The following is a 25,953-nucleotide window of genomic DNA, read 5'->3' as shown; positions in this document are numbered from 1 at the left end:
GTTAACCTTTTCCGCTGAAGGCGCGACGAATGGACCAGGCGGCGTCATTTGACCAATGACGCCGCCTTTCTGCCGTATTTCCGCCTACGGTGCGCGGCGAAGTGCATGTTCGACGGCTGCCGCATGCGGGGACACTACAGCGAGCAGCAACGAAATTTTAACCACGTTTCTTGAATGCCGGTTAACCCCAACGTGGTTACTGGATGTTCAACGAAATCACTCGAATGCGAAGGAGAGGCGGGATGCGCCGTATCGCAAAATTTGCAACCAACCCCGTGGTCGTGGCCCTGATCGCCTCTCTGGCGATTGCAGGCTGCGCCTCGAAGAAGACCCCGAACAACGCGGCCGATCTCGGCCTCGGTGGCGGCGCCGGCTCGGCAACGCCGGGCTCGTCGCAGGACTTCACCGTCAATGTCGGCGACCGCATCTTCTTTGACACCGACTCCTCGTCGGTTCGTGCCGACGCCCAGGGCATCCTGAGCCGCCAGGCGCAGTGGCTGAACAAGTACGGCCAGTACGCAGTCGTTGTCGAAGGCCATGCCGACGAGCGCGGCACCCGCGAATACAATCTGGCACTCGGCGCACGTCGCGCCGCCGCTGCTCGCGACTACCTGATCTCGCAGGGCGTTGCCTCGAACCGTCTGAAGACGATCTCCTACGGCAAGGAACGTCCGGTCGCGGTTTGCGACGACATCTCGTGCTGGTCGCAGAACCGCCGCGCCGTCACGACGCTGTCGGGCGCCGGCAGCTGAGCTGCGCGAAGCCACTGAGTTGAACGAAAGGCGGTCTTCGGGCCGCCTTTTGCTTATCTGGCGCTCCGAAACAAAATTTGGCCGAAGTCTCCGGTCCTGATAAATGACGAGAGCGCATCGGCGCAAAGCAACCAAATTCTCTTCCACGGCGAGAGGCTAATGCATTTTCGATCAATCCTGAGTGGCACACTTGCCATCTTCCTTCTGTCGGGGGCTGCGGCGCATGCGCGCGACGGCATCGGCATCGACTTCCCAAAGATCGGCCTGCCGGGCGTTTTCGGCAGCAAGACTGAGAGCACCGAAGCTCCGATCCAGCTCGCCCAGGCGGGCGATCCGCGCGTCACCGCGCTCGAGGAGGAAATCCGCAAGCTCAACGGCTCCATCGAGGAGCTGAACTTCCAGCTTCTGCAGATGCAGGAGCAGATGCGGAAGATGCAGGAAGACAACGAGTTCCGCTTCCAGGAGCTTGAAGGCGGCGGGCAGAAGAAGTCCGACGCTTCTGGCAAGACCAACAGCTCGATCGTTGAGGCGCCCACGGCGCCTCAACCCGGTGCGGCCCAGACGGCGACCGCTCCGGCCCCCGGCGGCAATAGCGTCGGAGAGGTAATCACCGAATCCGGCACCGGCGAACCCGGCGCTGTTTCCGGTGGCACCGGCGCGCCGCCGACGACCTTCGGCACCATCACCGTCGACGCCAATGGCAACGTCGTGTCCGATACCGCCAACCCGCAGGCATCAGCTCCAGCCCAGCCGCAGGCACCTGTCGCAGCACAGCCGGCGCAGCCGCAGGCCAACGGCACCGCCGTTGCCGCTTTGCCCGACACCAACGATCCGGATGAGCTTTACCGCAATTCCTATCAGTTCGTCCTTTCGGGCGATTACACCACCGCCGAACAGGGTTTCCGCGACCACATCTCGCGCTTCCCCGCCGACGCCAAGACCGCCGATGCCCGCTTCTGGCTGGGCGAGTCGCTGCTGGGCCAGAAGAAATACCGCGACGCGGCCGAGATCTTCCTCTCCGCCAGCAAGGAATACCCGAAGTCCAAGAAGGCGCCTGAGATGATGCTCAAGCTCGGCATTTCGCTGGTCGGCCTCAAGCAGCGCGAAGTCGCTTGCGCTACCTTCGGCGAAATCGGCAAGCGTTACCCAAGCGTCTCGGGTGCGATCAAGGAGCGGGTCAAGCAGGAACGGGCTCTCGCCGCGTGCTGACGCAGCCGATCGACGCCGATTTTTATCAAGACTTTTCCGAGTTCGACTTCGCCTCGCACCCAACGATCGTCGCAGCGGTATCAGGCGGCAGCGACTCGACAGCGCTTCTTCTTCTTCTCAAATCCTATCTCGGCCGGCACGCGCCCACGACGCGGCTTTGGGCCGTGACCGTCGACCACGCGCTGCGCCCGGGCTCGGGCGCCGAGGCCGACCACGTGGCGCGGCTATGCGCCCAAATCCAGATTCCCCATCGCACGATGCGCTGGAGTGGTGAAAAGCCGTCAACCGGCATCGCAGCTGCCGCGCGCGACGCCCGCTACGATCTCCTGGCCGAGGCGGCGCGCCAGGCGGATGCGACGGTCGTCGTCACCGGCCATACCGCTGACGACCAGGCCGAAACGGTGCTGATGCGCGGCACGCGCGGAGTGGGTCGCGGCAGCGCCGGCATGGCGCCGGCAACGCTTTTCGATGGCGACGTCTGGATTGTCCGTCCCCTGCTCGGCCAGCGCCGCGAGCAGCTGCGCGACGTGCTCCGGGCGCGCGGCACCGGCTGGATCGACGACCCCACCAACACCAATGTCACCTATGAGCGGCCGCGCATGCGGCAGTCGCTGCAACGAGGCGGCGACCAGCATATTGAAACAGCCCTTGCCGATGCACGGCAGGCGGGTGCAGCACGCACCCGGCTTGGCGAACGTGCCGCGGCGCTGATCGAAGCCCACGCCAGCCGCGTCAGTCCCGGCCTGCTCCGACTCGATCCGGCATTTGCCCAGGCACCCGACAGCGAGGCGACGGCCTATGCGCTGCGCATCCTGATCGCCGTCGCAGGAGGCGTCGCACACCTGCCCGACGAGGCGCGCACGCAGAACCTGCTGACGCTCCTGACGGGCAGTTCGGCTAACAAAAATCCGGCCCGCGCCACATTGTCGCGCGCGCTTGTCGAGATCAGGAGCAGCGGCATTTTTGTGCTGCGCGAAGGACGCGGATTGCCGCCGGCGGTGCGACTGGCGACAGGTCCGTGGGACGGCCGCTACAGGATCGCCGCAGCGCTGGCAGGACAAGCTGCAATGAGTGTCGCCCCCCTCGGTTTGACGGCAGCGGCTGCGATGTCGCCGGAAGCAAATGCGCCGCAAAGTCTTGTCAGGGCGGCACTTGCGGCCGAGCCGGCCTTGTGGCGCGGAGAAGCAGCGGCCGGCCTTGCATTTCTAACAAATGCTGACGCGATTGCCGCCCCTTGGGCGCGTTTCCTGCCGGGCTTCGACCTGGCTCCGGCCCGGGCGGTGCAAAAGCTGATTGGCGGACGCCCGGTCCCGGCCTCGCCATGCCGCGGTCACATTGGTGTTTGACCTTAACCGAGACTTAGGGACGCGCTTGGCAATGTGGGAGCCCGTGCCTATGTTAGGGGCAAGCTTACTCTCACCACACGCGTTCCCCACGAACGCCAACGGGAAACTCGATGAATCCGAACTATCGCAACTTCGCGCTGTGGGCGATCATAGCCGTTCTGCTCATCGCCCTGTTCAATCTGTTCCAGACCCCGCAGACCCGCGGCGCGTCGAGCGAAGTGGCGTATTCGCAGTTCCTCCAGGATCTGGACTCCGGCCGCGTCAAGACGGTGACGATCGCCGGTGACCGCATCAGCGGCACCTACATCGACGGTTCTTCGACTGGCTTCCAGACCTACTCGCCCGGCGACCCGACACTGGTGTCGCGGCTTGAGCAGAAGAACGTCACCATCAACGCCCGTCCTGAAAACGACGGCTCGGGCTCGATCTTCTCGGTGCTGCTGTCCTGGCTGCCGATGATCCTGATCCTCGGCGTGTGGATTTTCTTCATGCGCCAGATGCAGTCCGGCTCCGGCCGCGCCATGGGCTTTGGCAAGTCCAAGGCCAAGCTTCTGACCGAAGCGCATGGCCGCGTCACCTTCGGCGACGTCGCCGGCGTCGACGAAGCCAAGGAAGACCTCGAGGAAATCGTCGAATTCCTGCGCGACCCGCAGAAGTTCCAGCGCCTCGGCGGCAAAATCCCGCGCGGCGTGCTGCTCGTTGGCCCTCCCGGTACCGGCAAGACCTTGCTTGCCCGTTCGGTCGCCGGTGAAGCCAACGTGCCGTTCTTCACCATCTCTGGTTCCGACTTCGTCGAAATGTTCGTCGGTGTCGGCGCATCCCGCGTCCGCGACATGTTCGAGCAGGCCAAGAAGAACGCGCCCTGCATCATCTTCATCGACGAAATCGACGCCGTCGGCCGCCATCGCGGCGCCGGCCTCGGCGGCGGCAACGACGAACGCGAGCAGACGCTGAACCAGCTGCTGGTCGAAATGGACGGCTTCGAGGCCAATGAGTCGATCATCCTGATCGCCGCGACCAACCGTCCCGACGTTCTCGATCCCGCGCTGCTGCGTCCGGGCCGCTTCGACCGCCAGGTCGTGGTGCCGAACCCCGACATCGTCGGCCGCGAGAAGATCCTCAAGGTCCATGTCCGCAACGTGCCGCTGGCACCGAATGTCGATCTCAAGGTCGTCGCCCGCGGCACGCCGGGCTTCTCCGGTGCCGACCTGATGAACCTCGTCAACGAATCCGCACTGATGGCCGCGCGCCGCAACAAGCGCCTCGTCACCATGCAGGAATTCGAGGACGCCAAGGACAAGATCATGATGGGCGCCGAGCGCCGTTCCTCGGCTATGACCCAGGCCGAGAAGGAGCTGACCGCTTATCACGAATCCGGTCACGCCATCCTTGCGCTCAACGTGCCGGCCGCCGACCCGCTGCACAAGGCGACCATCATCCCGCGCGGCCGTGCGCTGGGCATGGTCATGCAGTTGCCCGAAGGCGACCGCTATTCGATGAGCTACAAGTACATGATCTCGCGTCTGGCGATCATGATGGGCGGCCGCGTCGCCGAGGAGTTCAAGTTCGGCAAGGAGAACATCACCTCCGGCGCCTCCTCCGACATCGAGCAAGCGACGAAACTGGCACGTGCCATGGTCACCCGCTGGGGCTTCTCCGACAAGCTTGGCCATGTCGCCTATGGCGACAACCAGGAAGAGGTGTTCCTCGGCCACTCGGTTGCCCGTACCCAGAACGTCTCGGAAGAGACCGCCCAGATCATCGACGCCGAAGTGCGCCGCTTGATCGACGAGGCCTATTCGACGGCTAGGACCATCCTGACCAAGAAGAAGAAGGACTGGATCGCGCTCGCCGAAGGCCTGCTCGAATACGAAACTCTGTCGGGCGAAGAGATCAAGCAGCTGATCGCCGGCAACAAACCCTCCCGCGACATGGGCGACGACACCCCGCCATCGCGCGGCTCGGCCGTGCCCAAGGCCGGCTCGACCCGCGGCAAGAAAAAGGGTTCCGAGCCCGAAGGCGGCATGGAGCCGCAGCCGTCGAGCTGAGCTCTACACGCAGCTACTGAATGCAAACGCCGCCGAGAAAACTCGGCGGCGTTTTTGCATTCTGGGCTCACCGGCGGATATCCGCCAAGTAGACGACAACCTTCGCCAAGCTTTCGCCGAAGTCATCGGCACGCTGCCGCCAATGCTCGGGGCATCCGAAGCGCATTCAACCGGCAGGCCGCCAGAAAGCGAAACAGATCATGGTCGCATCGCGTCGTTCATTGCTCAAACTGGGACTGACCGGCTTGCTTGTCCCCCAAGCACCTTTGGCTCTCGCAGGTGCTGAAAAGAACCCATCGTTCGAAGCCTGGCGCCGCGATTTCGAAGCGGCAATTCCCGCACGGATGAAGGCCGCAAATATCGTGGGCGCTGCCATGACCATCGCCTCAAGGGAAAGTGCCACGCTCTACGCCGGTGCATTCGGCTTCGCTGATCTTGAGCAGCAGCGAAACCTTACCGTCGACACCCCCATGCACCTGGCGTCCGTCAGCAAGCTTTTCACGGCCTTCTCTCTGGTGCAGCTTTTCGAGCGCAAGGGCCTCGACCTGCATGGCGACGTCAATGATTTCATCGACTTTCCTGTCCGCAACCCTCGCCACCCGCAACTGCCGATCACGGCGCATCACCTTTTGACCCACACATCGAGCATTTTCGACGAAGGCCATGGTGACGTTTCTTTCCCAGGCGATCCGAAGCAGAGCCTGCCGGACTTCCTGCGAAACTATCTCGTGAAGGGCGGCGTCACTTACGCGCCCGAGACATCGTTTCTCCAGGCGGAGCCGGGCACCAAGTGGGAATACAGCAACGTTGCCATGGCGCTGGCAGGCTACGTCGTCGAACGCGTCAGCGGAACGGGCTTTCCGGCTTATGTGAAGGACAACATTCTCGTCCCGATCGGCGTGGACAATGCCCATTGGTACATCAGGGAGTTCCAGCCCGATATGCTCGCCAAGCCATACAGCTTCGAGGACGGAGCGTTCGTCGAGCTGCCGCAGCAGGGCTATCCCGACGTTCCCGCCGGAATGCTGCGCTGCTCGGTGAGCGATCTCGCAAGATCGCTGCATGCCATGCTCGGAGGAGGCCCTGATGCCATCCTGTCGCCTCAGGCATCGGCCGAAATGTTGCGGCGGCAGATCGACCCGAAGATCTACCCGTATCAGGGGCTCGGTTGGACCGAAGAGGAAAGTGCCAGCCGCAAGCTCGTCGGCCACACCGGCAGCGACAACGGTGCTTCCAACATCGTGGCGCTGTCGGAGGACCGGAGCCACGTGGCAGCGCTTCTCATGAACAACGACGGCACTCCGGAGAACGGCGCGTTCCGGGCGTCGGTGATCGACGACCTGCTCGCCGGCGCGAAGCTTGCGACGTGAAACGATAGCGTTTTCAGGGAACCGCCGCTGAGGACACTCAGCGGCGGTTCGGCATCTTCGGCAGCAGCGACGATGCTCAGTTTCGGCTACCCAACGCCACCCGGCACGCCAGCCCGGCAAAGACAGTGGCGAGGAAATATTGCGGCAGCCTGCCCAGCCGCACCAGGCCACCTGCCCGCTGGCGCAGGTGGCTGCTCAGCAAGATGACCGAACCGTTGACGATGAAACCGATCCCGTTGAGCACGGTTGCCAGCACCAGTGTCTGCGCGATCATCGACCCGGCTTCGGGATGGATGAACTGCGGAAACAGCGCCAGCACGAACACTACCATCTTCGGGTTGAGCAGGTTTGTGGCAAGACCCTCGCCCAAGATACGCCTTGACGAGAACCGTTTGAGATCGGACGTCGGCGCAAGGGCTGTGCCGTCGGATCGCAGCGTCTTCCAGGCGAGATAGAGTAGATAGGCGCAACCGGCCCAGCGCACGATCTCATAGGCAACGGGCACCGCCAAGAACAGCTGCGAAAGCCCAAGGGCCGCGGCGAGCGCATGGCAATAGGTGCCGAGCGCGATACCGAGATAGGTGAGGAAACCCGCCGGGCGCCCCTGGCTGATGCTGCGAGAAGCGATGAGCAGCATGTCGGGACCGGGCGTGGCAGTCAAAACCACCGACGCGGCGGCAAAAACAATGAGTGTGGATAAATCCGGCATATCGTGTTCCTCGATTGGAGCCGGAATTCCTGTCTAGCGGGATTCGAGGGAATGGCAAGGTGGGGTGCCGGCAGCAGGCGCAAGGGATTGGCACTGCAAAACTTCGCCCCGTCGGCACTCCCTCAAAAACCCAACCCTTTTCTAAGCTTTTGTGACATAAAATCACCAAATGTGATGCGTTGGTCGCCGCTGGTTGTGGCAAAGCAATCGCGGGTGGACTCTACGGGGACAGGCTAAACATGGCTGGACGCTATTTCGGCACCGACGGCATTCGCGGACGGGCCAACAAATTTCCGATGACCGCAGAAGTTGCGATGAAGGTTGGCATGGCCGCCGGCCTGTCATTCCAGCGCGGCAATCACCGCCACCGCGTCGTGCTCGGCAAGGACACGCGTCTGTCGGGCTACATGATCGAGAACGCGCTGGTGTCAGGTCTGTGCGCCGCCGGCATGGACGTGTTCCTTCTCGGCCCGATCCCGACGCCGGCTGTCGCCATGCTGGTGCGCTCGCTGCGCGCCGACATCGGCGTGATGATCTCGGCTTCGCACAATCCCTACCACGACAATGGCATCAAGCTGTTCGGCCCCGACGGCTACAAGCTGTCCGACGAGATCGAGGAACGCATCGAAGCGATGCTCGACCAGGATGTCGAGGCGCTGCTTGCCGATTCCGACGGGCTCGGCCGCGCCAAGCGCGTCGACGGCGTGCATGACCGCTACATCGAATTCGCCAAGCGCACCCTGCCCCGCTCGATGTCGCTGTCGGGCCTGCGCATCGTCGTCGACTGCGCCAACGGTGCTGCCTATAAGGTGGCGCCCGCCGCGCTTTGGGAACTCGGCGCCGAAGTGATTCCGATCAATGTCGAACCCAACGGCTTCAACATCAATGCCGAATGCGGCTCGACCCACCCGGGCGGCCTGCAGAAGAAGATCCACGAGGTCCGTGCCGACATCGGCATCGCCCTCGACGGCGACGCCGACCGTGTCGTCATCGTCGACGAGAACGGCACCGTCGTCGACGGCGACCAGATCATGGCGTTGATCGCCCAGTCCTGGCAGCAGAGCGGCCGTCTCGCCGGTGGCGGCGTGGTGGCGACTGTCATGTCAAACCTCGGCCTCGAGCGCTATCTCGGCGAACTCAACCTCGAACTGCACCGCACCAAGGTCGGCGACCGCTATGTCGTCGAGCATATGCGCGCGCATGGCCTCAACATCGGCGGTGAGCAATCGGGCCACATCGTGTTGACCGACTATTCGACCACCGGCGACGGCCTGGTGGCTGCTTTGCAGGTTCTCGCCTGCATCAAGCGCTCGAACAAGCCGATGAGTGAACTCAGCCGCACCTTCGAGCCGGTGCCGCAGTTGCTCAAGAACGTGCGCTTCTCCGGCGGCAAGCCGCTCGAAGAGACGCTGGTGAAGGCGGCGATCGAGGACGGCCGCAACCGGCTGGGCAAGACCGGCCGCCTGGTGATCCGCCCGTCGGGCACCGAGCCGCTGATCCGCGTCATGGCCGAAGGCGACGACCCGCAACTGGTGGAAACCGTGGTGAACGACATTGTCGGCGTCATCTCGGAAAGCCGTTCGGCCGCCTGAAGCAACCCTTCTCCAGCGCAGGAAAAGCCCGCCTCCGGCGGGCTTTTTTCGTGGACCCGAAACTGCTCGTGGCGGCCGATGAAACCGCTGATTGCAAAGCAACGTGGTTAATCAGCACGGTTAAGCACGCCTTAACCTATACCAAGCATTATCCACGCGGGTTAGTCATGGCCGGGCGCGTTGCGGTCCGCAGGGATAGGGTTATCAGCATGTTTAAGTTTGGAAGGAACGCACTATTCGCCGCGCTGCTCGTCGGCGTGACAGGACCGGTATTCGCGGCAGACATGCCCGAGCCGATCATCGAGGTCGAGCAGCCCTCCTATGGCGGCTGGTACCTGCGCGGCCATATCGGCATGAGCAACCAGCGCATCAAGCGCCTGGAGTCGCCGCTGTTCGACATCCCGCTCGAACATGGCTGGTACGATGACGGCAGCTTCGGCTCCGCCCCGACATTCGGTCTCGGCGTAGGCTATCAGTTCAACGACTTCCTGCGTGGCGACATCACGGCGGAGTATCGCGGTGCGGCGGACTTCACCGCACAGGACTGGCTGAGGGCCACCGACCCCACCGATCCGGTTACCACCAACAACTACCGCGGCAGAAAGTCGGAATGGCTGTTCCTGGCGAACGCCTATGCCGACGTCGGCACGTTCTACGGCATCACGCCTTATGTCGGCGCCGGTATCGGCGCGTCGCGGAACACGATCTCGAACTTCACCGACACCAACCCGCAGACGGGTGGCGGCGCCTATGCCGCCGACAAGTCGCGCTGGGATCTCGCCTGGGCGCTCCACGCCGGTCTCGGCATCAAGGCGACCGAGCGTATGACCATCGATCTCGGCTACAGCTTCGTCAACCTTGGCGACGGCCAGACCGGCGAGTTGAAAAACGTCGACCCGTCCTTCCCCTTCCCACCTGCCAACGACGGCATCCGGTTCAAGGACATCACCTCGCACGACTTCAAGCTTGGTGTCCGCTACTCGCTGAACTAAGCGGCCAATTCAGCTGTTGCCAACATCCAACCGCCCGGCTTGCCGGGCGGTTTTTCGTTGCGGCCATGACTACAAACACCGGCTAACCATCTGTTATCCTTAACTGTGACTTAACCTCTATGGTTAATGATGACCTGAACGGCTGCTGGATTCCTCGGCAACACTGGCGCCATTTCGGGAGAATGCGATCATGACCTTGACGTCTCGCATAGCGCTGGCCCTGGCCGCGACCATGCTTTGGCCGCTTGCAGCAGGCGCTGCCGATTACGATCCGCCAGTCGTTATCGACGAGGCGCCGGAATACGTCCCCGTCGAAGTCGGCTCCGGCTGGTACCTGCGCGGCGATGTCGGCTACAACATCACGAAGTCGCCCTATGACTTCACGCTGTTCGGCGTCGAATCGGACAGCACCTTCGTCAATGGCAGCATTGGCGCGGGTTATCATTTCACCGACTACCTGCGCGGCGACCTCAATCTCGGCTTCCTGGCACACGACCGCTACGGCGCAACCGACGGCGTCGATACGATCGAATCGGAAAACAGCATGTGGACCGGCATGGCGAATGCCTATGTCGACCTCGGCACCATTGCCGGCTTTACACCTTATGTCGGTGCTGGCGTCGGTGTCATCTATGCCAGCCAGCGGGTCGACGACACCTCGACCACGCCCGACTGGCACCTCCGCGACACGCAGTACGCCCTGGCCTACGCGCTCAATGCCGGCGTCAGCTACAAGGTCAGCCAGAACGCCTCGGTCGACGTAGGTTACCAATATCTCGCGGCACCAGGCCTGGAATATGCCGACGTGCCGGCAGTCGAAATGAAAAAGGGCGTCGACTTTCACCAGGTCAGGGTCGGACTGCGCTACGACCTCTGGTAAGCACCCGATCCAGATTTCATGACAGCGGCGGGCCTTGGCCCGCCGTTTTCATTTGGTCAGGCCGACGCCTTTACCGGTCGCTCCCGCCCCGATTTTGCTGTTGCGATCTAATCCACAGGAAACGATTTTTCCTAAAGATAGCTCTTCGGGGGGCGGACTTGCGTGAACAACTTCCGAAACGGGGGCGGCGACCGGCGGGGACAGAGGCCGTACATATGAAGTTTCCGTCAGCTGTGCTCGACGCTGTGGACGAATATCGCCGCGCCAGGCAGAACGAAGCCAGTCGGCAGGAAGCCATTCAAGAGCTGCTCTACGACCACCGCGTACATGCTGGCTCCTGCTGCCGGCCAAGTAGGCGGGATTTGGTAATTGTGGGAATGGCTGATCAGAGACCCGCAGTCCGATGGCCGGCAGGCGCCTGTGCAGTCATGTCCTCTTTGCGACAAAAACTTTCCTCTTGACGCCCGAGCGCTAAACGCATATCGCCGTCCGTGGGCCACCCCTCCCCAACGAGGGGCCACCTATCTGGAAGGATAGCATCACGATGACGATCGTCGCCAAGCCCGGACTCCGTCCGGCAAATCCCAATTTCTCCTCAGGTCCCTGCGCAAAACGTCCCGGCTGGTCGCTCCAGGCGCTCGCCGACGCAGCGCTCGGCCGCTCGCACCGTGCCAAGATCGGCAAGACCAAGCTCGAGCAGGCCATCGCGCTGACCCGCGAAGTACTCCAGGTTCCCACCGAGTACCGCATCGGCATCGTTCCGGCGTCAGACACCGGTGCCGTCGAGATGGCGATGTGGTCACTGCTCGGCGAGCGCGGTATCGACATGGTCGCCTGGGAAAGCTTCGGCGCCGGCTGGATCACCGACGTGGTCAAGCAGCTCAAGATCGAGGACGTCCGCAAGTTCGACGCACCTTATGGCGAGCTGCCCGATCTCAAGAAGGTCGATTTTGACCGCGACGTCGTCTTCACCTGGAACGGCACGACCTCGGGCGTGCGCGTCGAAAACGGCGACTTCATCCCCAGTGATCGCAAGGGCCTGACCATCTGCGACGCCACTTCGGCGGCCTTTGCCCAGAACCTCGATTTCGCAAAGCTCGATGTCGTCACTTTCTCCTGGCAGAAGGTGCTCGGCGGCGAAGGCGCGCATGGCATGCTGATCCTCAGCCCGCGCGCCGTCGAAAGGCTCGAGACTTACAAGCCGGCATGGCCACTGCCCAAGATCTTCCGCCTGACCTCTGGCGGCAAGCTGATCGAAGGCATCTTCAAGGGCGAAACCATCAACACACCGTCGATGCTGTGCGTCGAGGATTATCTCGATGCGCTGAACTGGGCCAAGGGCCTGGGCGGGCTCGATGCGCTGGTCGCCCGTGCCGACGCCAACTTCGCCGCCATAGACACGTTTGTACAGAAGTCCGGCTGGCTCGCCAATCTGGCCGTCGTGCCGGAAACGCGCTCGAACACCTCGGTCTGCCTGTCGATCGTCGACCCCGAAGTGACTGGTCTCGACAAGGAAGGCCAGGCAGCCTTCGCCAAGGGCCTGGTCTCGGCGCTGGAAAAGGAAGGCGTTGCCTTCGACATCGGCGCCTATCGCGACGCGCCTCCCGGCCTGCGCATCTGGGCCGGCGCCACCGTCGAGACGTCCGACCTGGTTGCCCTGATGCCATGGCTCGACTGGGCCTTCGCCAATCAGAAGGCGGCGCTCAAGGCTGCCGCCTGACCAGACCTGCGGCGGCCTCCGGGCCGCCCTTTCCCGAACAGTTGATCACTCTTCAAGGAGGCAGCTATGGCGCCCCGCGTTCTCGTATCCGACAAACTCTCCACCACCGCCGTCCAGATCTTCAAGGATCGTGGCGTCGAGGTCGACTACCTGCCCGACCTCGGCAAGGACAAGGAAAAGCTGCTCGAAGTCATCGGCCAATATGACGGCCTCGCCATCCGCTCGGCGACCAAGGTCACCGAAAAGCTGATCGCCGCAGCAACCAATCTCAAGGTCATCGGCCGCGCCGGCATCGGCGTCGACAATGTCGATATCCCCGCCGCCTCGCGGCGCGGTATCATCGTCATGAACACGCCCTTCGGCAATTCGATCACCACAGCCGAACATGCCATCGCGCTGATGTTCGCGGTCGCCCGCCAGCTCCCCGAGGCCAATGCCTCGACCCATGCCGGCAAGTGGGAAAAGAACCGCTTCATGGGTGTCGAGATCACCGGCAAGACGCTTGGCCTGATCGGCTGCGGCAACATCGGCTCGATCGTCGCCACCCGCGCCGTCGGCCTCAAAATGCATGTCGTTGCCTTCGACCCGTTCCTGTCGGAGCATCGTGCCGAGGAACTCGGCGTCGAGAAGGTGGAGCTCGAGGAGTTGCTGGCCCGCGCCGACTTCATCACGCTGCATACGCCGCTGACCGACAAGACCCGCAACATCATCAACGCCGACTCCATCGCCAAGATGAAAACGGGCGTGCGCATCATCAACTGCGCCCGTGGTGGCCTGATCGTCGAGAAGGACCTGATCGCCGGGCTCAAGAGCGGCAAGGTGGCGGGCGCCGGCATCGATGTGTTTGAGGTCGAGCCGGCCGAGAGCAACGAGCTGTTCGGCATGGACAATGTCGTTTGCACCCCACATCTCGGTGCCTCGACCTCGGAGGCGCAGGAAAACGTCGCCCTTCAGGTCGCCGAGCAGATGGCCGATTACCTGGTCAAGGGTGCCGTTTCCAACGCCATCAACATGCCCTCGATCACCGCCGAAGAAGCGCCGCGGCTCAAGCCGTTCGTCAAGCTCGCCGAGGTGCTGGGCGCCTTTGTCGGCCAGGTGACGGAAGACCCGATCACCGAGGTCGAGATTCTGTTCGACGGCCAGACCGCGCAGATGAACACCAAGGCACTGATCAGCGCCGCCCTTGCCGGCCTGATCCGGCCGCAGGTCTCCGACGTCAACATGGTGTCGGCGCCGATCATGGTGAAGGAGCGCGGGATCATCGTCGCCGAGGTCAAGCGCGACAAGTCGGGCGTCTTCGACGGCTACATCAAGCTGTCGGTGAAGACCGAGCATATGACCCGCTCGATCGCCGGCACCTGCTTCTCCGACGGCAAGCCGCGCTTCATCCAGATCAAGGGCATCAACCTCGACGCCGAGGTTGGTCAGCACATGCTCTACACCACCAACGCCGACGCGCCTGGTATCATCGGCCTGCTCGGCACCGTGTGCGGCGAGAGCGGCGTCAACATCGCCAACTTCCAGCTCGGCCGTGACCGGCCGGGCGGCAATGCGATTGCCTTGCTCTATCTAGATGCACCGTTCCCCGAAGACGTGCTCGCCAAGGTACGCGACCACAAGTCGATCGACTCAGCCAAGCGCCTGCAGTTCGACGTCAACGGCATCTGACAAAAGCCTCCCAAGGCACCAAAGGCGCGGGCTGGTCCTGCGCCTTTTTCTTTTCAGGCATCGGAGCTGTGTTTTTCGGCAGCCAAAAGCTCCTCGGCGCTCGCCATTTTCCGCCCGGAGTGCTCGGCAAGCCAGATGCCGCCGAGCACCAGCACGATGGCCACCGCGTGGTAGAACTGAAAGTCCTCGCCGATGATCATCACCGAAAGCAGCGTACCGAAGATCGGCACCATGTTTATGAACAGGCCCGCGCGATTGGCGCCGATGAGCTCGACGCCCCTGATGTAGAAGACCTGCGCCAGGATCGAGGGAAACAGCACCATGTAGGCCGTGATCGCCCAGCCCATCGCATCGGGCGCAATGGCGCGGCCGCTGCCGATCTCCCAGATCACGAACGGGATCGAGGTAACGAAGGCAGCCGATGTCATAACGATCATCAGGCTCAGCCAGTGGATGTCGGGCTTGAAGCGCAGCGCAACCGTGTAAGCGCTGTAGACAAGGACGGCGATGAGCATCAGCGCGTCGCCGAAATTCATGTCCAGCGCGAGAAGGGTCCTGAGATCGCCATGGCTGGCGGTCAGCGCGATGCCTGTCAGCGACAGCAGAAACCCCAGGATCTGCCCCCAGGTGACTCGCATGCGAAACAGGATGAAGTTGGCGACGAAGATGACCATCGGCATGCCGGCCTGCTCGATGCTGGCATTGATGGCCGAGGTGTAATTGAGCGCCGAATAGAGGGCGGCATTGAAGGCGGTGAAGCCGAGCCCACCCAAGGCGATCAGCAGCCAGATGTGCTTGCGCGCGACTGCCCAGTCGGCCCTGAGCCGGGGCCAGCCGATGGCGACGAGGATTGCGGCGGCCAATGCCCAGCGCAGCGAGGTCAGGAGCATCGGCGAGGCATGGCCGACGGCAAGCTTGCCCGCCACCGCATTGCCGCCCCAGAAGAGCGTGGTCGCCAACAGCAGGACATAGGCGTTTCGATGCATGCGGCCGGACTTTCGCTGGCGAGGGGCACCATGTCGGCCTAGGTGCTGGCTTTGGACAAGTAAATGCCCCCAAAGGCGGAAATTGTTATGCCTGAGGCGGCAAAGAAAGGTCGCACATCCAATTGCTTGGCGTTATAGAGGCCTGTCATTTTGCACTGTTCGCGGCCCGCGCCGCGATGTCGGAAGGAAAATATTATGGCCAATGTGGTGGTCGTCGGTTCCCAGTGGGGCGACGAAGGCAAGGGCAAGATCGTCGACTGGCTGTCGGAGCGCGCCGATGTGGTGGTGCGTTTCCAAGGCGGTCACAATGCCGGCCATACGCTGGTGGTCGACGGTGTGGTCTACAAGCTGTCGCTGCTGCCATCCGGCGTCGTCCGCGAGGGCAAGCTGTCGATCATCGGCAACGGCGTGGTGTTCGACCCGCATGCCTTTGTCGCCGAGCTGGAGAAGATCCGCGCCCAGGGCGTCGAGATCGGCCCCGACCGCCTGAAAATCGCCGAAAACACCGCGCTTATCCTGTCCCTGCATCGTGAGCTGGATGGTTTCCGCGAGGACGCCGCCTCCAATTCGGGAACGAAGATTGGCACGACCCGTCGCGGCATCGGCCCAGCCTACGAAGACAAGGTGGGCCGCCGTGCTGTCCGGGTGATGGATTTGGCGGATTTGGAAACGCTTCCCCAGAAGGTCGACCGCTTGCTGACGCACCACAATGCGATGCGCCGCGGGCTTGGGCATCCGGAGGTGACCCATGACGTCATCATGGCTGAACTGACCTCGATCGCCGACAAGATCCTGCCCTACATGGACCGCGTCTGGAAGGTGCTGGACGACAAGCGCCGCGCCGGCGAGCGCATCCTGTTCGAAGGCGCCCAGGGCACCCTGCTCGACATCGACCACGGCACCTATCCGTTCGTGACCTCCTCGAACACAGTCGCCGGCCAGGCGGCAGCGGGTTCCGGCATGGGCCCCGGCTCGATCCACTACGTGCTCGGCATCACCAAGGCCTACACCACCCGCGTCGGCGAGGGGCCCTTCCCGACCGAGCAGCAGAACGAAGTCGGCGAATTCCTCGGCAAGCGGGGCCACGAGTTCGGCGTGGTGACCGGGCGCAAGCGCCGCTGCGGCTGGTTCGATGCCGTGCTGGTGCGCCAGGCAGTTGCCGTCAACGGCATCAAGGGCATCGCCCTGACCAAGCTCGACGTGCTCGACGGCCTCGACGAGATCAAGGTCTGCACCGGCTACATGCTCGACGGCGAACTGATCGACTACCTGCCGGCGAGCCAGGGCGCGCAGGCGCGCGTTGAGCCGGTTTACGAGACGCTCGAAGGCTGGAAGGGCACCACCGCAGGCGCGCGCAGCTGGAACGACCTGCCGGCCCAGGCAGTGAAGTATGTGCGCTACATCGAGGAGCTGATCGGCGCCCCGGTTGCCATGCTTTCCACCAGCCCCGAGCGGGATGACACGATACTTGTGACCGACCCGTTTGAAGACTAGTTTTGGCAGCTTTCCGGCGGCTGATTTGCCGCCGGACGCGGCCCGGCCCAGAAGAAGAGATAGGTCGACGAGAGAATGGCAGACTTCGTAGCGGTTCTGAAAAAGACGCTGGATGGCATGGGCGACACCACGCCGGCGATGCGGGCGAGGGTGTATGACAAGGCCCGCAGCACCATCGCAGCCAAGCTCGCCGCGCTCAATCCGCAGCCGCCCGCAGCCGTTGCCGAACGCCAGACGAAATCGCTCGAAGATGCGATCGCGATCGTCGAGGCCGAGTTCCATCCGCCAGTGGTGGAAGACGATCCGCTGGCCGAGCTGGAAAACGTCTTTAGCTCGATCGCCCGCAACAAGGACCAGCCGACCTACAGCCGGACCGCGCCCGAGCCGGAGCCACGCCGCCCGGTGACCCCGGTCGCTCCGCCGCCTGCCGCAGACCCTATTCCGGCCTACACGCCGCAGCAGCGCGAACCCCTGCCCGACTTCTCGGCAAGCGACGATGACGAAGCGCCAGAAGGCGAAGGCAACGACCGTTTCGGCGACGCTGGGACCGACGGCGGCGACCCCTTCGCCACTTCGCGGCAGAAGCCGCGCAAACGCATCAGCGGCGGCCTGATCGCCGCGGCGCTTGCCGTGGTGGTGGTCGGCGCCGGCGGTTATGCGCTGTGGTCGAACCGCGATGCCTTCCTTGGCAGCGGCAGCGAAACGACGGCTGAGACACCACCCCCGGCGAATGAAGCTGCAACGCCTCCGCCGGCAACTGGCGGTCAGACCGCGCAGGCGCCGGCAGCCGGCGAGCCGGGCAAGTTCACCCAGCGCATGACCGCGGATGGCAAGGAAGTCGATCCAGGCCCGGCCAGCGGCAGCAACGGTGTCGGCGAAGGCACCTCGGTCGCTGCACTCACCCAGCCGGCACCGGCAACGCCGCCAGAGCCCACACCGGCAACCCCTGCCACGCCGGCGACACCCGCCGAGGGAACCCCGGCAACGACTGTGCCCGTTGCGGGCGAAAACGCCCCCGTGGCTGTGGGCCAGAAGGCGATCTTCTACGAAGAGCGCACCAACGTCGCCCAGGGTTCGGCCGAACCGGGTTCCGTGGTCTGGACGGTGGTTCAGGAATCGCCCGGCGGCGACTTGCCGCCCGAGCCTGCGATCCGCGCCGAGGCGACCATACCCGGCAAGGACATTCAGCTACGCATGACCATCCGCCGCAACGCCGACAAGACGCTGCCGGCGAGCCATATACTGGAGATGATCTTCCTGACGCCCGAGGGCTTTGACGGCGGCGGCATCGAGAACATCCTGCGCGTGGCGATGAAGAGTTCGGAACAGGACGCCGGCAATTCGCTGCTTGGCATTCCGGCCAAGATCGCTGACGGCTTCTTCCTCGTCGCGCTCAACGATACCAAGGCCGAGGTCGACGCCAATCTGAACCTGCTGCGTCGCCAGAGCTGGATCGACGTGCCGGTGGTCTACAAGTCCGGCCGCCGCGCACTGTTCACGCTGGAAAAGGGCATCCCTGGCGACAAGGTGTTCGAAGACGCGATGAAGGCATGGCAGGCCAAGGAAGCAGGCTGAGCGGAAATTCGGTTGGCCGGCGCGGGCGACTGTTCGCGTCAGCTTAATCCGACTGTCGGCAGCTTAGAGTAGCTGATGCTAAATTAAGATGTTAATCTGAAGGTCTCGTTTAACAGCGTGTCCTGGCGGATGTAGCCGACATCAAGCCAGATCCCTCTGGGGGGCGTCATGTGCCCTGCGACGATAGAACTCCCGCATCTCGGCGCCTCCATCGCCCTCACCGATGGAGGCCTTGAGACGACGTTGGTCTTCCTGGAAGGGATCGACCTGCCGTGCTTCGCGGCATTTCCGCTGCTTCTCGATGCAACCGGGCGCGACAGGCTCGACAGCTATTTCCAGCGCTATCTTGAAATCGCCGAACGACACGGCCTGAGTTTCGTCTTGGACACTCCGACATGGCGCGCCAACCCCGACTGGGGCGAAAGGCTCGGTTATTCCCGTGCAGCACTCTCTGAGCTCAACCGTCGCGCTGTCGCTCAGGCGCAGGCGCTGCGAGCGGCCTATGTTGGCCGCGGGATGACCGTCCTGGTCAATGGCGTGGTCGGGCCGCGCGGCGACGGCTACCGTCCCGACTTGATGATGACGCCTGTCGAAGCCGCAGACTATCACAGCGATCAGATCATCGCGTTCCGCGACGCCGGCGCCGATATGATCAGCGCCGTGACCATGAATTACCCGCAGGAAGCAGTCGGCATCGCCTGCGCCGCCATGGGCGCGGGCCTGCCATCGGTGATTTCTTTTACCGTCGAGACTGACGGGCGATTGCCGTCGGGCGAGAGCTTGGCGGAGGCGATCGAGATCGTCGATGACGAGACGGACGGCGCGCCCGCCTACTTCATGATCAACTGCGCCCATCCCAGCCATTTCGAAGGCGTACTGGCCGAAGCTGGCAACTGGGGTCACCGTCTTGGTGGCGTGCGTGCGAATGCGTCGGCAAAGAGCCACGCCGAACTTGATGCGGCGACTGAGCTTGATCCTGGCGATTCCGCCGATCTTGCCCGCCGCTACCGCGCCATCCGGGACAGCTTCGGCCAGATAAAGGTTCTTGGCGGCTGCTGCGGCACCGATCACCGCCATATCGCGGCGATCTGCGAGGCCTGTCTTTAGGCCCTGGCTATCCTTCCAGCTCCTCGCGCAGCATCTCCAGCTCCAGCCACTCCTCTTCAAGCGCAGTCAGCGTCGCGCGCTCCTTGTCGAGGGCGGCGATGGTCTTCTGGAAGCCATGCGGGTCGCGTTCGTAGAAGGCCGGATCGGCGATCTGGTTTTCCAGCCGCGAGATCGAAGCGGTCACCGCCTCCATCTTCTTGGGCAGGCTTTCGAGCGCGAACTTCTGCTTGAACGACAGTTTCTTCGACGCGGCCTTAGGCGCTTCAGCTTCGTTGCGGCCAGCTGAGGCCTGGCCATTGGCCGCCTTGCGTGACTTGCGGTCGTCGAGCTTGGTGCCGCCGCGCTGGGCCAGCATGTCAGCGTAGCCGCCGGCATACTCGATCCAGCGGCCCTCGCCGTCGGGCGCGATGATGCTGGTGACGGTGCGGTCGAGAAAATCGCGGTCGTGGCTGACGAGGATGACGGTGCCGGCAAAGCCAGCGACCAGTTCCTGCAGCAGTTCCAGCGTCTCCATGTCGAGATCGTTGGTCGGCTCGTCGAGCACCAGCAGGTTGGCCGGACGGGCAAGCACGCGCGCCAGGATCAGCCGGGCGCGTTCACCACCCGAGAGCTCGCGCACCGGCGTGCGGGCTTGCTCGGGCTTGAACAGGAAGTCCTTCATGTAGGACACGACGTGGCGCTGCTCGCCGTTGATGACGAGGTTTTCACCACGGCCATCTGTCAGGTAGCTCGACAGCGTCTCGTTCGGATCGACAGCCTCACGCTTCTGGTCGAGGGTGGCGATTTCCAGATTGACGCCAAGCCGCACGCTGCCGGCGTCCGGCTCCATCTCGCCGGTCAGCATCTTGAGCAAGGTCGTCTTGCCGGCACCGTTGGGGCCAACGAGACCAACACGATCGCCGCGCTGGATACGCGTCGAGAAGCCCTTGACGACGGTCAGGTCGCCAAAGCTCTTGTCGATGTTCTTGGCTTCGATGATGAGCTTGCCGGATTCCGCCGCCTCGCTTGCAACCATGGTTGCCACGCCCTCGGCGCCGCGATGGCTACGGAACGTCTGGCGCATCGTCTGCAACTCGCCGAGCCGGCGCATGTTGCGCTTGCGCCGTGCCGTAACGCCATAGCGCAGCCAGTGCTCCTCGCGCACGATCTGGCGACCGAGCTTGTGCTGCTCACGCTCCTCTTCCTCGAGGATCTGGTCGCGCCACTCCTCGAAATGGGCAAAACCACGGTCGAGCCGGCGCGTCTGGCCCCGGTCGAGCCAGACGGTGTTGCGGCTGACGCGCTCGAGGAAGCGGCGGTCGTGCGAAATCAGGATCAGCGCCGACGAGGTGCGGATGAGTTCTTCTTCCAGCCACTCGATGACTGCAAGGTCGAGATGGTTGGTCGGCTCGTCGAGCAGCAGGATGTCGGGCTCGGGCGCCATGACGCGGGCAAGTGCTGCGCGGCGCGCCTCGCCGCCGGACAGGTCAGCCGGAGACTCCTCGCCGGTCAGGCCGAGATGGTCGAGCAGATAGGTGGCGCGATGCGGATCGTCGGCAGGCCCGAGTCCGGCTTCGACATAGGCGCGCACCGAGGCGAAGCCATCCATGTCAGGCATCTGCGGCAAGTAGCGGATCGTCGCCGAGGGCTGGCGGAACACCACGCCGTCCTGCGGCTCGATCATGCCGGCGGCAATCTTGAGCAGCGTCGATTTGCCCGAGCCGTTGCGGCCGACGAGCGCGATCTTGTCGCCGGCGGCGGCAGTCAGTGCCGCGCCGTCGAGCAGCGGCGTGCCGCCAAAGGTCAGACGGATGCCGTCGAGATTGAGAAGCGGTGGCGCCATGTTTCAGAAATCCGAGGCAGGAAAGGGATGAGCGAGAAGCAGCGCACGACCGCTGCCGAGCGAAATCCGCAATGAACCCCGCACTTCATTGGAGAGGGTAAGCGACGAGCCGAACGGCACGTCGACATTGTCGAGCGGCCATTTGGCGCCCTGTTCTGAAAGCCCGGTCAGCTCGGAGAAGGCGAGCACGGAAAACAGCATGCCGTCTTCATAGTCGAAGGATGCCGTGCCGGGCAGAAGCGGCAGGGCCTCCTGGCGCCCGCTGGTCAGCAGTACATCCATGCCACCTTCAGCCAACCTGAGCGCCAGTGCGAAATGAAGAAAGGCGTGGTCGGCCCGCGCACCGCCGAAGGCGCCTACAAGCACCAGGGACGTCGCACCGAGCTTCAGCGCGGCATCGATGGCAAGCTCTCCGTCGGTCCTGTCTTTTTCGGCTGGGAAGGTTTCGCGGGGCAGACCTGCGAAGCGCGGGTCGAGATCCGATGGCACGGAATCGAAGTCGCCAAGCCACAGTTCCGGCGTCAGCCCGAGCGTGGTCGCATGGCGGATGCCGGCGTCGGCCGCAATGATGCGGCTGTCCGCGACCTGGCGGTCGAGGCGCGAGGTGCGGAAAAGCTCGCCGCCGAGAAGTATGGTGAACCGGGTCATGGCATGCGCATTACCAGCCCGGCAGCCGAAACGGAAGGCCGCGGCATGGTTGGTGGCCGGCAAACTACCGCTTGCGCGGCCTGAAGCGCGGGCCTATTTGTTGAGCCGCTCTAACGGGGTGCCGGTCGCGCGATTGCGTGCCGGCTGAGAGGCATAGGGAACCGTCCCGGCCAACCCGCTGAACCTGATCCGGTTTGTACCGGCGGAGGGATTAGATGCTTCGGACGCCCGGCGCTTCAAATTCCCTTTCAACACCAATGAAGGAGGCGCCGATGCGCTCGCTGATCTTATCCATGACTTCCGCCCTGGCGCTGGCCACTGTTGCTTTCCCGGCCGCGGCCGAAGGCAGACTCACCGTCTACACCTATGAAAGCTTCACCTCCGAATGGGGTCCTGGCCCGCAGGTCAAGAAGGCGTTTGAGGCCGATTGTGCCTGCACGGTCGACTTCGTCTCGGTTGCCGACGGCGTGGCGCTGCTCAACCGCGTCAAGCTCGAAGGTGCTGCGACCAAGGCCGACATCGTGCTCGGCCTCGACACCAACCTGACCGCCGAGGCCAAAGCCACGGGCCTGTTCGTGCCGCACGGTGCTGCCGGCGCCGACGTCAAGGTTCCGGGCGACTGGAAGGACGACACCTTCGTTCCTTATGACTACGGCTACTTCGCCGTCGTTTACGACACCGAGAAGCTGAAGAACCCGCCCAAGAGCCTGAAGGAACTTGTCGAGGGCAATCCGGAAGAGAAGATCGCGATTCAGGATCCGCGCACCTCGACGCCTGGCCTCGGCCTGCTGCTCTGGGTAAAGTCGGTCTACGGCGACAAGGCCCCGGAAGCCTGGGCCAAGCTCAAGGACCGCGTGCTGACCGTGACGCCGGGCTGGAGCGAGGCCTATGGCCTGTTCACCAAGGGCGAGGCGCCGATGGTGCTGTCCTACACCACCTCGCCGGCCTACCACATGGTTGCCGAGAACACCGAACGTTACCAGGCAGCGTCGTTCGAGGAAGGCCACTACCTGCAGATCGAGGTCGCCGGAATCACCACGACGGGCGCCAAGAACCCGCTGGCCGAGAAGTTCATGGCCTTCATGACCAGCCCCGGCTTCCAGGACGCGGTGCCGGAAACCAACTGGATGCTGCCTGCCGGCAAGACAGACAAGCCGCTCAACCCGGCCTTCGACAAGCTGGTGAAGCCTACGAAAACGCTGATCTTCAGCGCCGACGAGGTAGCTGCCAACCGCAAGGCCTGGGTCGACGAGTGGCTCGGCGTGATGAGCAAGTAAGACTTCGAAAGGCCTCGAACGTGACCACCCTACGTTGCCCCCCTCTGTCCTGCCGGACATCTCCCCCACAAGGGGGGAGATTGGCAGTTGCGCGGCCTTTGCCAATCGCGACGACGACGGAAGAGGCGGCAACGGCAAAGCAGCTAATCTCCCCCTTTGTGGGGGAGATGTCCGGCAGGGCAGAGGGGGGCAACGTAGAGTACAACGTAGCCGTTCTGCGTCGCGCACGCTCCAAACGCGCCTAGCCCAGCATGCGCGCTCGCACCTCCGACCCCCGCATCACCTCAGGCGTCATCGCGCTGGCGGCCATCGGCATCCTGATCGGTGGCGCGTTCGCCGGCCTCGGCATCGAGGCCGCGCGCAACCCGCAAGGTGCTGCCAACGCATTCGATGCCTATCTCTTCCGTATCGCCCGTTTCACGCTGTGGCAGGCGCTGCTGTCGACGCTGCTGTCGGTGGGTCCGGCCATCTTTGTCGCCCGTGCCCTGTCGCGGCATCCCGCCTTTGCCGGTCGGGCCCTGATCCTGCGCCTGTTTGCCGTGCCGCTGGCTTTGCCGGCGATCGTCGCAGCACTTGGAATCCTGTCGCTCTACGGCCGTGCCGGCTATTTCGCCAAGCCGCTTGCAGCGCTGACCGGCGGCACCTGGCCCGGCATCTACGGCCTGTCGGGCATTCTCGTTGCCCATGTCTTCTTCAACCTGCCACTGGCGACCCGGCTGGTACTGGAGGCACTGCAGACGGTGCCGGCAGACCAATGGCGACTGGCAAGCCAGCTCGGCATGGGCGCGCGGTCGAGCTTCCGCCTGATCGAATGGCCGGCAATTCAGGCGGCCCTGCCCGGAATATCAGGACTGGTGTTCATGCTCTGCATCACCTCCTTCACCATCGTGCTGACGCTCGGCGGCGGGCCGGCTGCAACGACCCTGGAAGTTGCGATCTATCAGGCGCTGCGCTTCGACTTCGACCCCGCGCGTGCCGTCGCCCTGACCCTGCTGCAGATAGCGCTCACCGCAGTCGTGGTGCTGGCGCTGATGCGGCTGGGGGCCAACACGACGGGCGATGCCAACCTGCCGGTGGCGCAGCGCAACTACATCAGGGCGAGAGTGGGTGAGAAGGCATTCAACACCACCGCCATCCTTGCCGCACTCGTCTTCGTCGGCGGCCCCCTGCTTGCGACGATCGCCTCAGGGCTTGAAGCCGATCTCGGCCGGCTGGCAGGCGAAGCTTCGGTGCAACGCGCGACACTGACCAGCATCGTGCTTGCCACGCTGTCGGCGACACTCGCGGCCATGCTTGCCCTGTCCCTCGTCATGGCGCGGCGGGCACTGGCCGGCAGCAGGACGGGCGGCGAAAAGACGTTGCTCGAACGCTTCACCGACACCGGGGCCGGCTTCGTTCTGGTGGTGCCGCCGATCGTCATCGGCGCCGGCTGGTTCGTACTGGTGCGGCAGTCGGTCGACGTTTTTGCGCTCGCGCCATTCATGGTCGTCACCGTCAACGCCGTCATGGCAATGCCCTTTGCCGTCCGCGCCGTCCGTCCCGCCTATGATGCGGCCAGCGAACGCCACGAAAGGCTGTGCGCCCAGCTCGGCATTTCGGGCTGGAACAGGCTTCGGCTGATTGACTGGCCGGTGCTCAGGCGCCCGCTCGCCACCGCATTCGCCTTTGCCATGGCGCTGTCGCTCGGCGATCTGGGCGTCATTGCGCTGTTCGGCAGCGACGCTGTGCAGACCTTGCCTTACCTTCTGCTGGCCCGCATGGGCAGCTACCGCACCGACGATGCGGCGGGACTTGCGCTGATGCTCGGGCTGTTGTGCCTGGCGCTGACGATGCTCGCCGACCATCTCGGCAGGGAGACTTCGAAATGACCTCGACCAGTGCCGCGGTGCGCCTCGATCATGTGGTGTTCAGCTACAGCGACACCATGGTGCGCTTCGACGTGGCCTTTGCCGCGGGCGAGATCACCGCGATCATGGGACCGAGCGGTGCCGGCAAGTCGACCTTGCTCAACCTCGTCGCCGGTTTCGAAACGCCCCGCGAGGGCCGCGTGTGGATCGGCGATATGGACGTGACAAAAGCGCTGCCGGCCGACCGGCCGGTGTCGATGGTGTTCCAGGAAAACAACCTTTTCGCCCATCTCGACGTCGAGAAGAATGTCGGGCTTGGGCGCTCGCAGGCGTTGCGGCTGAGTGCGGGGGACAGGCAGGACGTGGCGACGGCGCTGGCACGCGTTGGCCTCGCCGGCATGGAGCAGCGCCTGCCGCGCGAATTGTCGGGCGGCGAGCGCCAGCGCGTGGCGCTGGCACGCGTGCTGGTGCGCGACCGGCCGATTCTGCTGCTGGATGAACCCTTTGCCTCGCTTGGACCAGCATTGCGCGAGAACATGCTGGATCTCGTGGCAGGCCTTCATGCAGAACGCGGCATGACCGTGCTTTTCGTGACACACCAGCCCGAAGATGCCCGAAAACTGGCCAAAAACATGGTTTTCGTCGAGGCTGGCACTGTTGCGGCGGCCGGAAAGACTGCGGATTTCTTTATGGATGCTGGACCTGAAGCGTTCAGACACTATATCGGCGGTGAACGGCGATGACGCGATCACGCCGGGTTGCCCGGAAGCGGACATAATTTACAGCCAAATCGCCACATTGGCGGTTACGGCCTTATTGTGTCGGCAAGCCGAGTGTGGCTACGTCCGTCTTGTCGGGCCCGCTTCTGCTTTGCATGACGCTTGGGAAATTTGGCCGCCTGAGGACTTTGA

Annotated in this window: 20 protein-coding genes and 1 riboswitch; of the genes, 16 read left to right on the top strand and 4 right to left on the bottom strand. The window is 63.8% G+C overall.

All coding sequences use genetic code 11. The annotated features are described in order from the left end of the window. The first annotated feature begins 242 nt into the window (after positions 1–242). From pal to DY201_RS06050, 5 genes are all read left to right on the top strand, one after another. Positions 243–752, top strand: coding sequence for a peptidoglycan-associated lipoprotein Pal (gene pal, locus DY201_RS06070; protein ID WP_115730431.1), 510 nt, complete (start codon positions 243–245; stop codon positions 750–752). Positions 753–911: 159 nt separating this feature from the next. Then, on the top strand, positions 912–1,961 hold the full coding sequence (gene ybgF, locus DY201_RS06065; protein WP_115730430.1) for a tol-pal system protein YbgF: 1,050 nt from the start codon (positions 912–914) through the stop codon (positions 1,959–1,961). Continuing rightward, on the top strand, positions 1,955–3,307 hold the full coding sequence (gene tilS, locus DY201_RS06060; protein WP_245431907.1) for a tRNA lysidine(34) synthetase TilS: 1,353 nt from the start codon (positions 1,955–1,957) through the stop codon (positions 3,305–3,307). The genes ybgF and tilS overlap by 7 nt, the downstream gene beginning before the upstream one ends. A 110-nt stretch (positions 3,308–3,417) precedes the next feature. Beyond that, complete coding sequence (gene ftsH, locus DY201_RS06055; protein WP_115730429.1) at positions 3,418–5,355, top strand: ATP-dependent zinc metalloprotease FtsH; 1,938 nt, start codon at positions 3,418–3,420, stop codon at positions 5,353–5,355. Positions 5,356–5,555: 200 nt separating this feature from the next. Further along, positions 5,556–6,725 (top strand): serine hydrolase domain-containing protein, encoded by a 1,170-nt coding sequence (locus tag DY201_RS06050; protein ID WP_115730428.1) that lies wholly within the window; start codon positions 5,556–5,558, stop codon positions 6,723–6,725. A gap of 76 nt (positions 6,726–6,801) precedes the next feature. Here DY201_RS06050 and DY201_RS06045 read toward each other — a convergent pair whose 3' ends face one another. After that, positions 6,802–7,434, bottom strand: a complete 633-nt coding sequence (locus tag DY201_RS06045; protein WP_115730427.1) for a LysE family translocator — start codon at positions 7,432–7,434, stop codon at positions 6,802–6,804. Positions 7,435–7,673: 239 nt separating this feature from the next. Here DY201_RS06045 and glmM point away from each other — a divergent pair, with 239 nt between their 5' ends. The 5 genes from glmM (at position 7,674) to serA (ending at position 14,286) form a co-directional block, all read left to right on the top strand. Further along, entirely contained in the window at positions 7,674–9,026 is a 1,353-nt protein-coding gene (gene glmM / locus DY201_RS06040; RefSeq protein ID WP_115730426.1) for a phosphoglucosamine mutase, read from the top strand. A gap of 209 nt (positions 9,027–9,235) precedes the next feature. Continuing rightward, the gene (locus DY201_RS06035; RefSeq protein WP_115730425.1) at positions 9,236–10,018 is read left to right on the top strand and encodes an outer membrane protein; all 783 of its coding nucleotides are present in this window, start codon (positions 9,236–9,238) and stop codon (positions 10,016–10,018) included. A 190-nt stretch (positions 10,019–10,208) separates the two neighbouring features. After that, positions 10,209–10,898: an outer membrane protein gene (locus DY201_RS06030; RefSeq protein WP_115730424.1), complete on the top strand. Its 690-nt coding sequence runs from the start codon at positions 10,209–10,211 to the stop codon at positions 10,896–10,898. 544 nt (positions 10,899–11,442) lie between these two features. Then, positions 11,443–12,618 (top strand): phosphoserine transaminase, encoded by a 1,176-nt coding sequence (locus tag DY201_RS06025; RefSeq protein ID WP_115730423.1) that lies wholly within the window; start codon positions 11,443–11,445, stop codon positions 12,616–12,618. 66 nt (positions 12,619–12,684) lie between these two features. Beyond that, positions 12,685–14,286 carry a phosphoglycerate dehydrogenase gene (serA, locus tag DY201_RS06020; protein WP_115730422.1) on the top strand — a complete coding sequence of 534 codons (1,602 nt, stop codon included), beginning with the start codon at positions 12,685–12,687 and terminating at the stop codon, positions 14,284–14,286. Between the two features lie 53 nt (positions 14,287–14,339). Here serA and DY201_RS06015 read toward each other — a convergent pair whose 3' ends face one another. After that, positions 14,340–15,272, bottom strand: coding sequence for a DMT family transporter (locus DY201_RS06015; RefSeq protein ID WP_115730421.1), 933 nt, complete (start codon positions 15,270–15,272; stop codon positions 14,340–14,342). 195 nt (positions 15,273–15,467) lie between these two features. On the opposite strand from DY201_RS06015, the gene DY201_RS06010 reads away from it, so the two are divergent. From DY201_RS06010 to DY201_RS06000, 3 genes are all read left to right on the top strand, one after another. Beyond that, positions 15,468–16,766 carry an adenylosuccinate synthase gene (locus tag DY201_RS06010; RefSeq protein ID WP_115730420.1) on the top strand — a complete coding sequence of 433 codons (1,299 nt, stop codon included), beginning with the start codon at positions 15,468–15,470 and terminating at the stop codon, positions 16,764–16,766. A gap of 75 nt (positions 16,767–16,841) precedes the next feature. Beyond that, positions 16,842–18,341 (top strand): hypothetical protein, encoded by a 1,500-nt coding sequence (locus DY201_RS06005; protein ID WP_115730419.1) that lies wholly within the window; start codon positions 16,842–16,844, stop codon positions 18,339–18,341. 168 nt (positions 18,342–18,509) lie between these two features. Next, on the top strand, positions 18,510–19,448 hold the full coding sequence (locus DY201_RS06000; protein WP_115730418.1) for a homocysteine S-methyltransferase family protein: 939 nt from the start codon (positions 18,510–18,512) through the stop codon (positions 19,446–19,448). Positions 19,449–19,455: 7 nt separating this feature from the next. Here the strand turns inward: DY201_RS06000 and DY201_RS05995 are convergent, their stop codons facing one another. Both DY201_RS05995 and DY201_RS05990 read right to left on the bottom strand, forming a co-directional pair. Next, positions 19,456–21,270, bottom strand: a complete 1,815-nt coding sequence (locus DY201_RS05995) for an ABC-F family ATP-binding cassette domain-containing protein (RefSeq protein ID WP_115730417.1) — start codon at positions 21,268–21,270, stop codon at positions 19,456–19,458. Between the two features lie 3 nt (positions 21,271–21,273). Then, on the bottom strand, positions 21,274–21,918 hold the full coding sequence (locus tag DY201_RS05990; protein WP_115733620.1) for a thiamine diphosphokinase: 645 nt from the start codon (positions 21,916–21,918) through the stop codon (positions 21,274–21,276). Between the two features lie 104 nt (positions 21,919–22,022). Beyond that, positions 22,023–22,146, top strand: a riboswitch (TPP riboswitch). 44 nt (positions 22,147–22,190) lie between these two features. Here DY201_RS05990 and thiB point away from each other — a divergent pair. The 3 genes from thiB (at position 22,191) to thiQ (ending at position 25,785) form a co-directional block, all read left to right on the top strand. After that, entirely contained in the window at positions 22,191–23,195 is a 1,005-nt protein-coding gene (gene thiB / locus DY201_RS05985) for a thiamine ABC transporter substrate binding subunit (protein ID WP_115733619.1), read from the top strand. Between the two features lie 251 nt (positions 23,196–23,446). After that, positions 23,447–25,063, top strand: a complete 1,617-nt coding sequence (thiP, locus tag DY201_RS05975; RefSeq protein ID WP_115730416.1) for a thiamine/thiamine pyrophosphate ABC transporter permease — start codon at positions 23,447–23,449, stop codon at positions 25,061–25,063. Further along, complete coding sequence (gene thiQ / locus DY201_RS05970) at positions 25,060–25,785, top strand: thiamine ABC transporter ATP-binding protein (RefSeq protein WP_115730415.1); 726 nt, start codon at positions 25,060–25,062, stop codon at positions 25,783–25,785. The genes thiP and thiQ overlap by 4 nt, the downstream gene beginning before the upstream one ends. The last annotated feature ends 168 nt before the right edge of the window (positions 25,786–25,953 follow it).

The sequence above is a fragment of the Aminobacter aminovorans genome, from assembly GCF_900445235.1.
GTDB classification, from domain to species: Bacteria; Pseudomonadota; Alphaproteobacteria; order Rhizobiales; family Rhizobiaceae; genus Aminobacter; species Aminobacter aminovorans.
The sequence above is the reverse complement of the archived record's forward strand: the minus strand, read 5'-3'. Positions and strand labels throughout refer to the sequence as shown.

What these genes read in the sequence shown, in the direction of transcription:
- pal (WP_115730431.1), top strand. Translation starts at nt 243, where the DNA reads ATGCGCCGTATCGCAAAATTTGCAACCAACCCCGTGGTCGTGGCCCTG.
- ybgF (WP_115730430.1), top strand. Translation starts at nt 912, where the DNA reads ATGCATTTTCGATCAATCCTGAGTGGCACACTTGCCATCTTCCTTCTG.
- ftsH (WP_115730429.1), top strand. Translation starts at nt 3,418, where the DNA reads ATGAATCCGAACTATCGCAACTTCGCGCTGTGGGCGATCATAGCCGTT.
- DY201_RS06050 (WP_115730428.1), top strand. Translation starts at nt 5,556, where the DNA reads ATGGTCGCATCGCGTCGTTCATTGCTCAAACTGGGACTGACCGGCTTG.
- DY201_RS06045 (WP_115730427.1), bottom strand. Translation starts at nt 7,434, where the DNA reads ATGCCGGATTTATCCACACTCATTGTTTTTGCCGCCGCGTCGGTGGTT.
- glmM (WP_115730426.1), top strand. Translation starts at nt 7,674, where the DNA reads ATGGCTGGACGCTATTTCGGCACCGACGGCATTCGCGGACGGGCCAAC.
- DY201_RS06035 (WP_115730425.1), top strand. Translation starts at nt 9,236, where the DNA reads ATGTTTAAGTTTGGAAGGAACGCACTATTCGCCGCGCTGCTCGTCGGC.
- DY201_RS06030 (WP_115730424.1), top strand. Translation starts at nt 10,209, where the DNA reads ATGACCTTGACGTCTCGCATAGCGCTGGCCCTGGCCGCGACCATGCTT.
- DY201_RS06025 (WP_115730423.1), top strand. Translation starts at nt 11,443, where the DNA reads ATGACGATCGTCGCCAAGCCCGGACTCCGTCCGGCAAATCCCAATTTC.
- serA (WP_115730422.1), top strand. Translation starts at nt 12,685, where the DNA reads ATGGCGCCCCGCGTTCTCGTATCCGACAAACTCTCCACCACCGCCGTC.
- DY201_RS06015 (WP_115730421.1), bottom strand. Translation starts at nt 15,272, where the DNA reads ATGCATCGAAACGCCTATGTCCTGCTGTTGGCGACCACGCTCTTCTGG.
- DY201_RS06010 (WP_115730420.1), top strand. Translation starts at nt 15,468, where the DNA reads ATGGCCAATGTGGTGGTCGTCGGTTCCCAGTGGGGCGACGAAGGCAAG.
- DY201_RS06005 (WP_115730419.1), top strand. Translation starts at nt 16,842, where the DNA reads ATGGCAGACTTCGTAGCGGTTCTGAAAAAGACGCTGGATGGCATGGGC.
- DY201_RS06000 (WP_115730418.1), top strand. Translation starts at nt 18,510, where the DNA reads ATGTGCCCTGCGACGATAGAACTCCCGCATCTCGGCGCCTCCATCGCC.
- DY201_RS05995 (WP_115730417.1), bottom strand. Translation starts at nt 21,270, where the DNA reads ATGGCGCCACCGCTTCTCAATCTCGACGGCATCCGTCTGACCTTTGGC.
- DY201_RS05990 (WP_115733620.1), bottom strand. Translation starts at nt 21,918, where the DNA reads ATGACCCGGTTCACCATACTTCTCGGCGGCGAGCTTTTCCGCACCTCG.
- thiB (WP_115733619.1), top strand. Translation starts at nt 22,191, where the DNA reads ATGCGCTCGCTGATCTTATCCATGACTTCCGCCCTGGCGCTGGCCACT.
- thiP (WP_115730416.1), top strand. Translation starts at nt 23,447, where the DNA reads ATGCGCGCTCGCACCTCCGACCCCCGCATCACCTCAGGCGTCATCGCG.
- thiQ (WP_115730415.1), top strand. Translation starts at nt 25,060, where the DNA reads ATGACCTCGACCAGTGCCGCGGTGCGCCTCGATCATGTGGTGTTCAGC.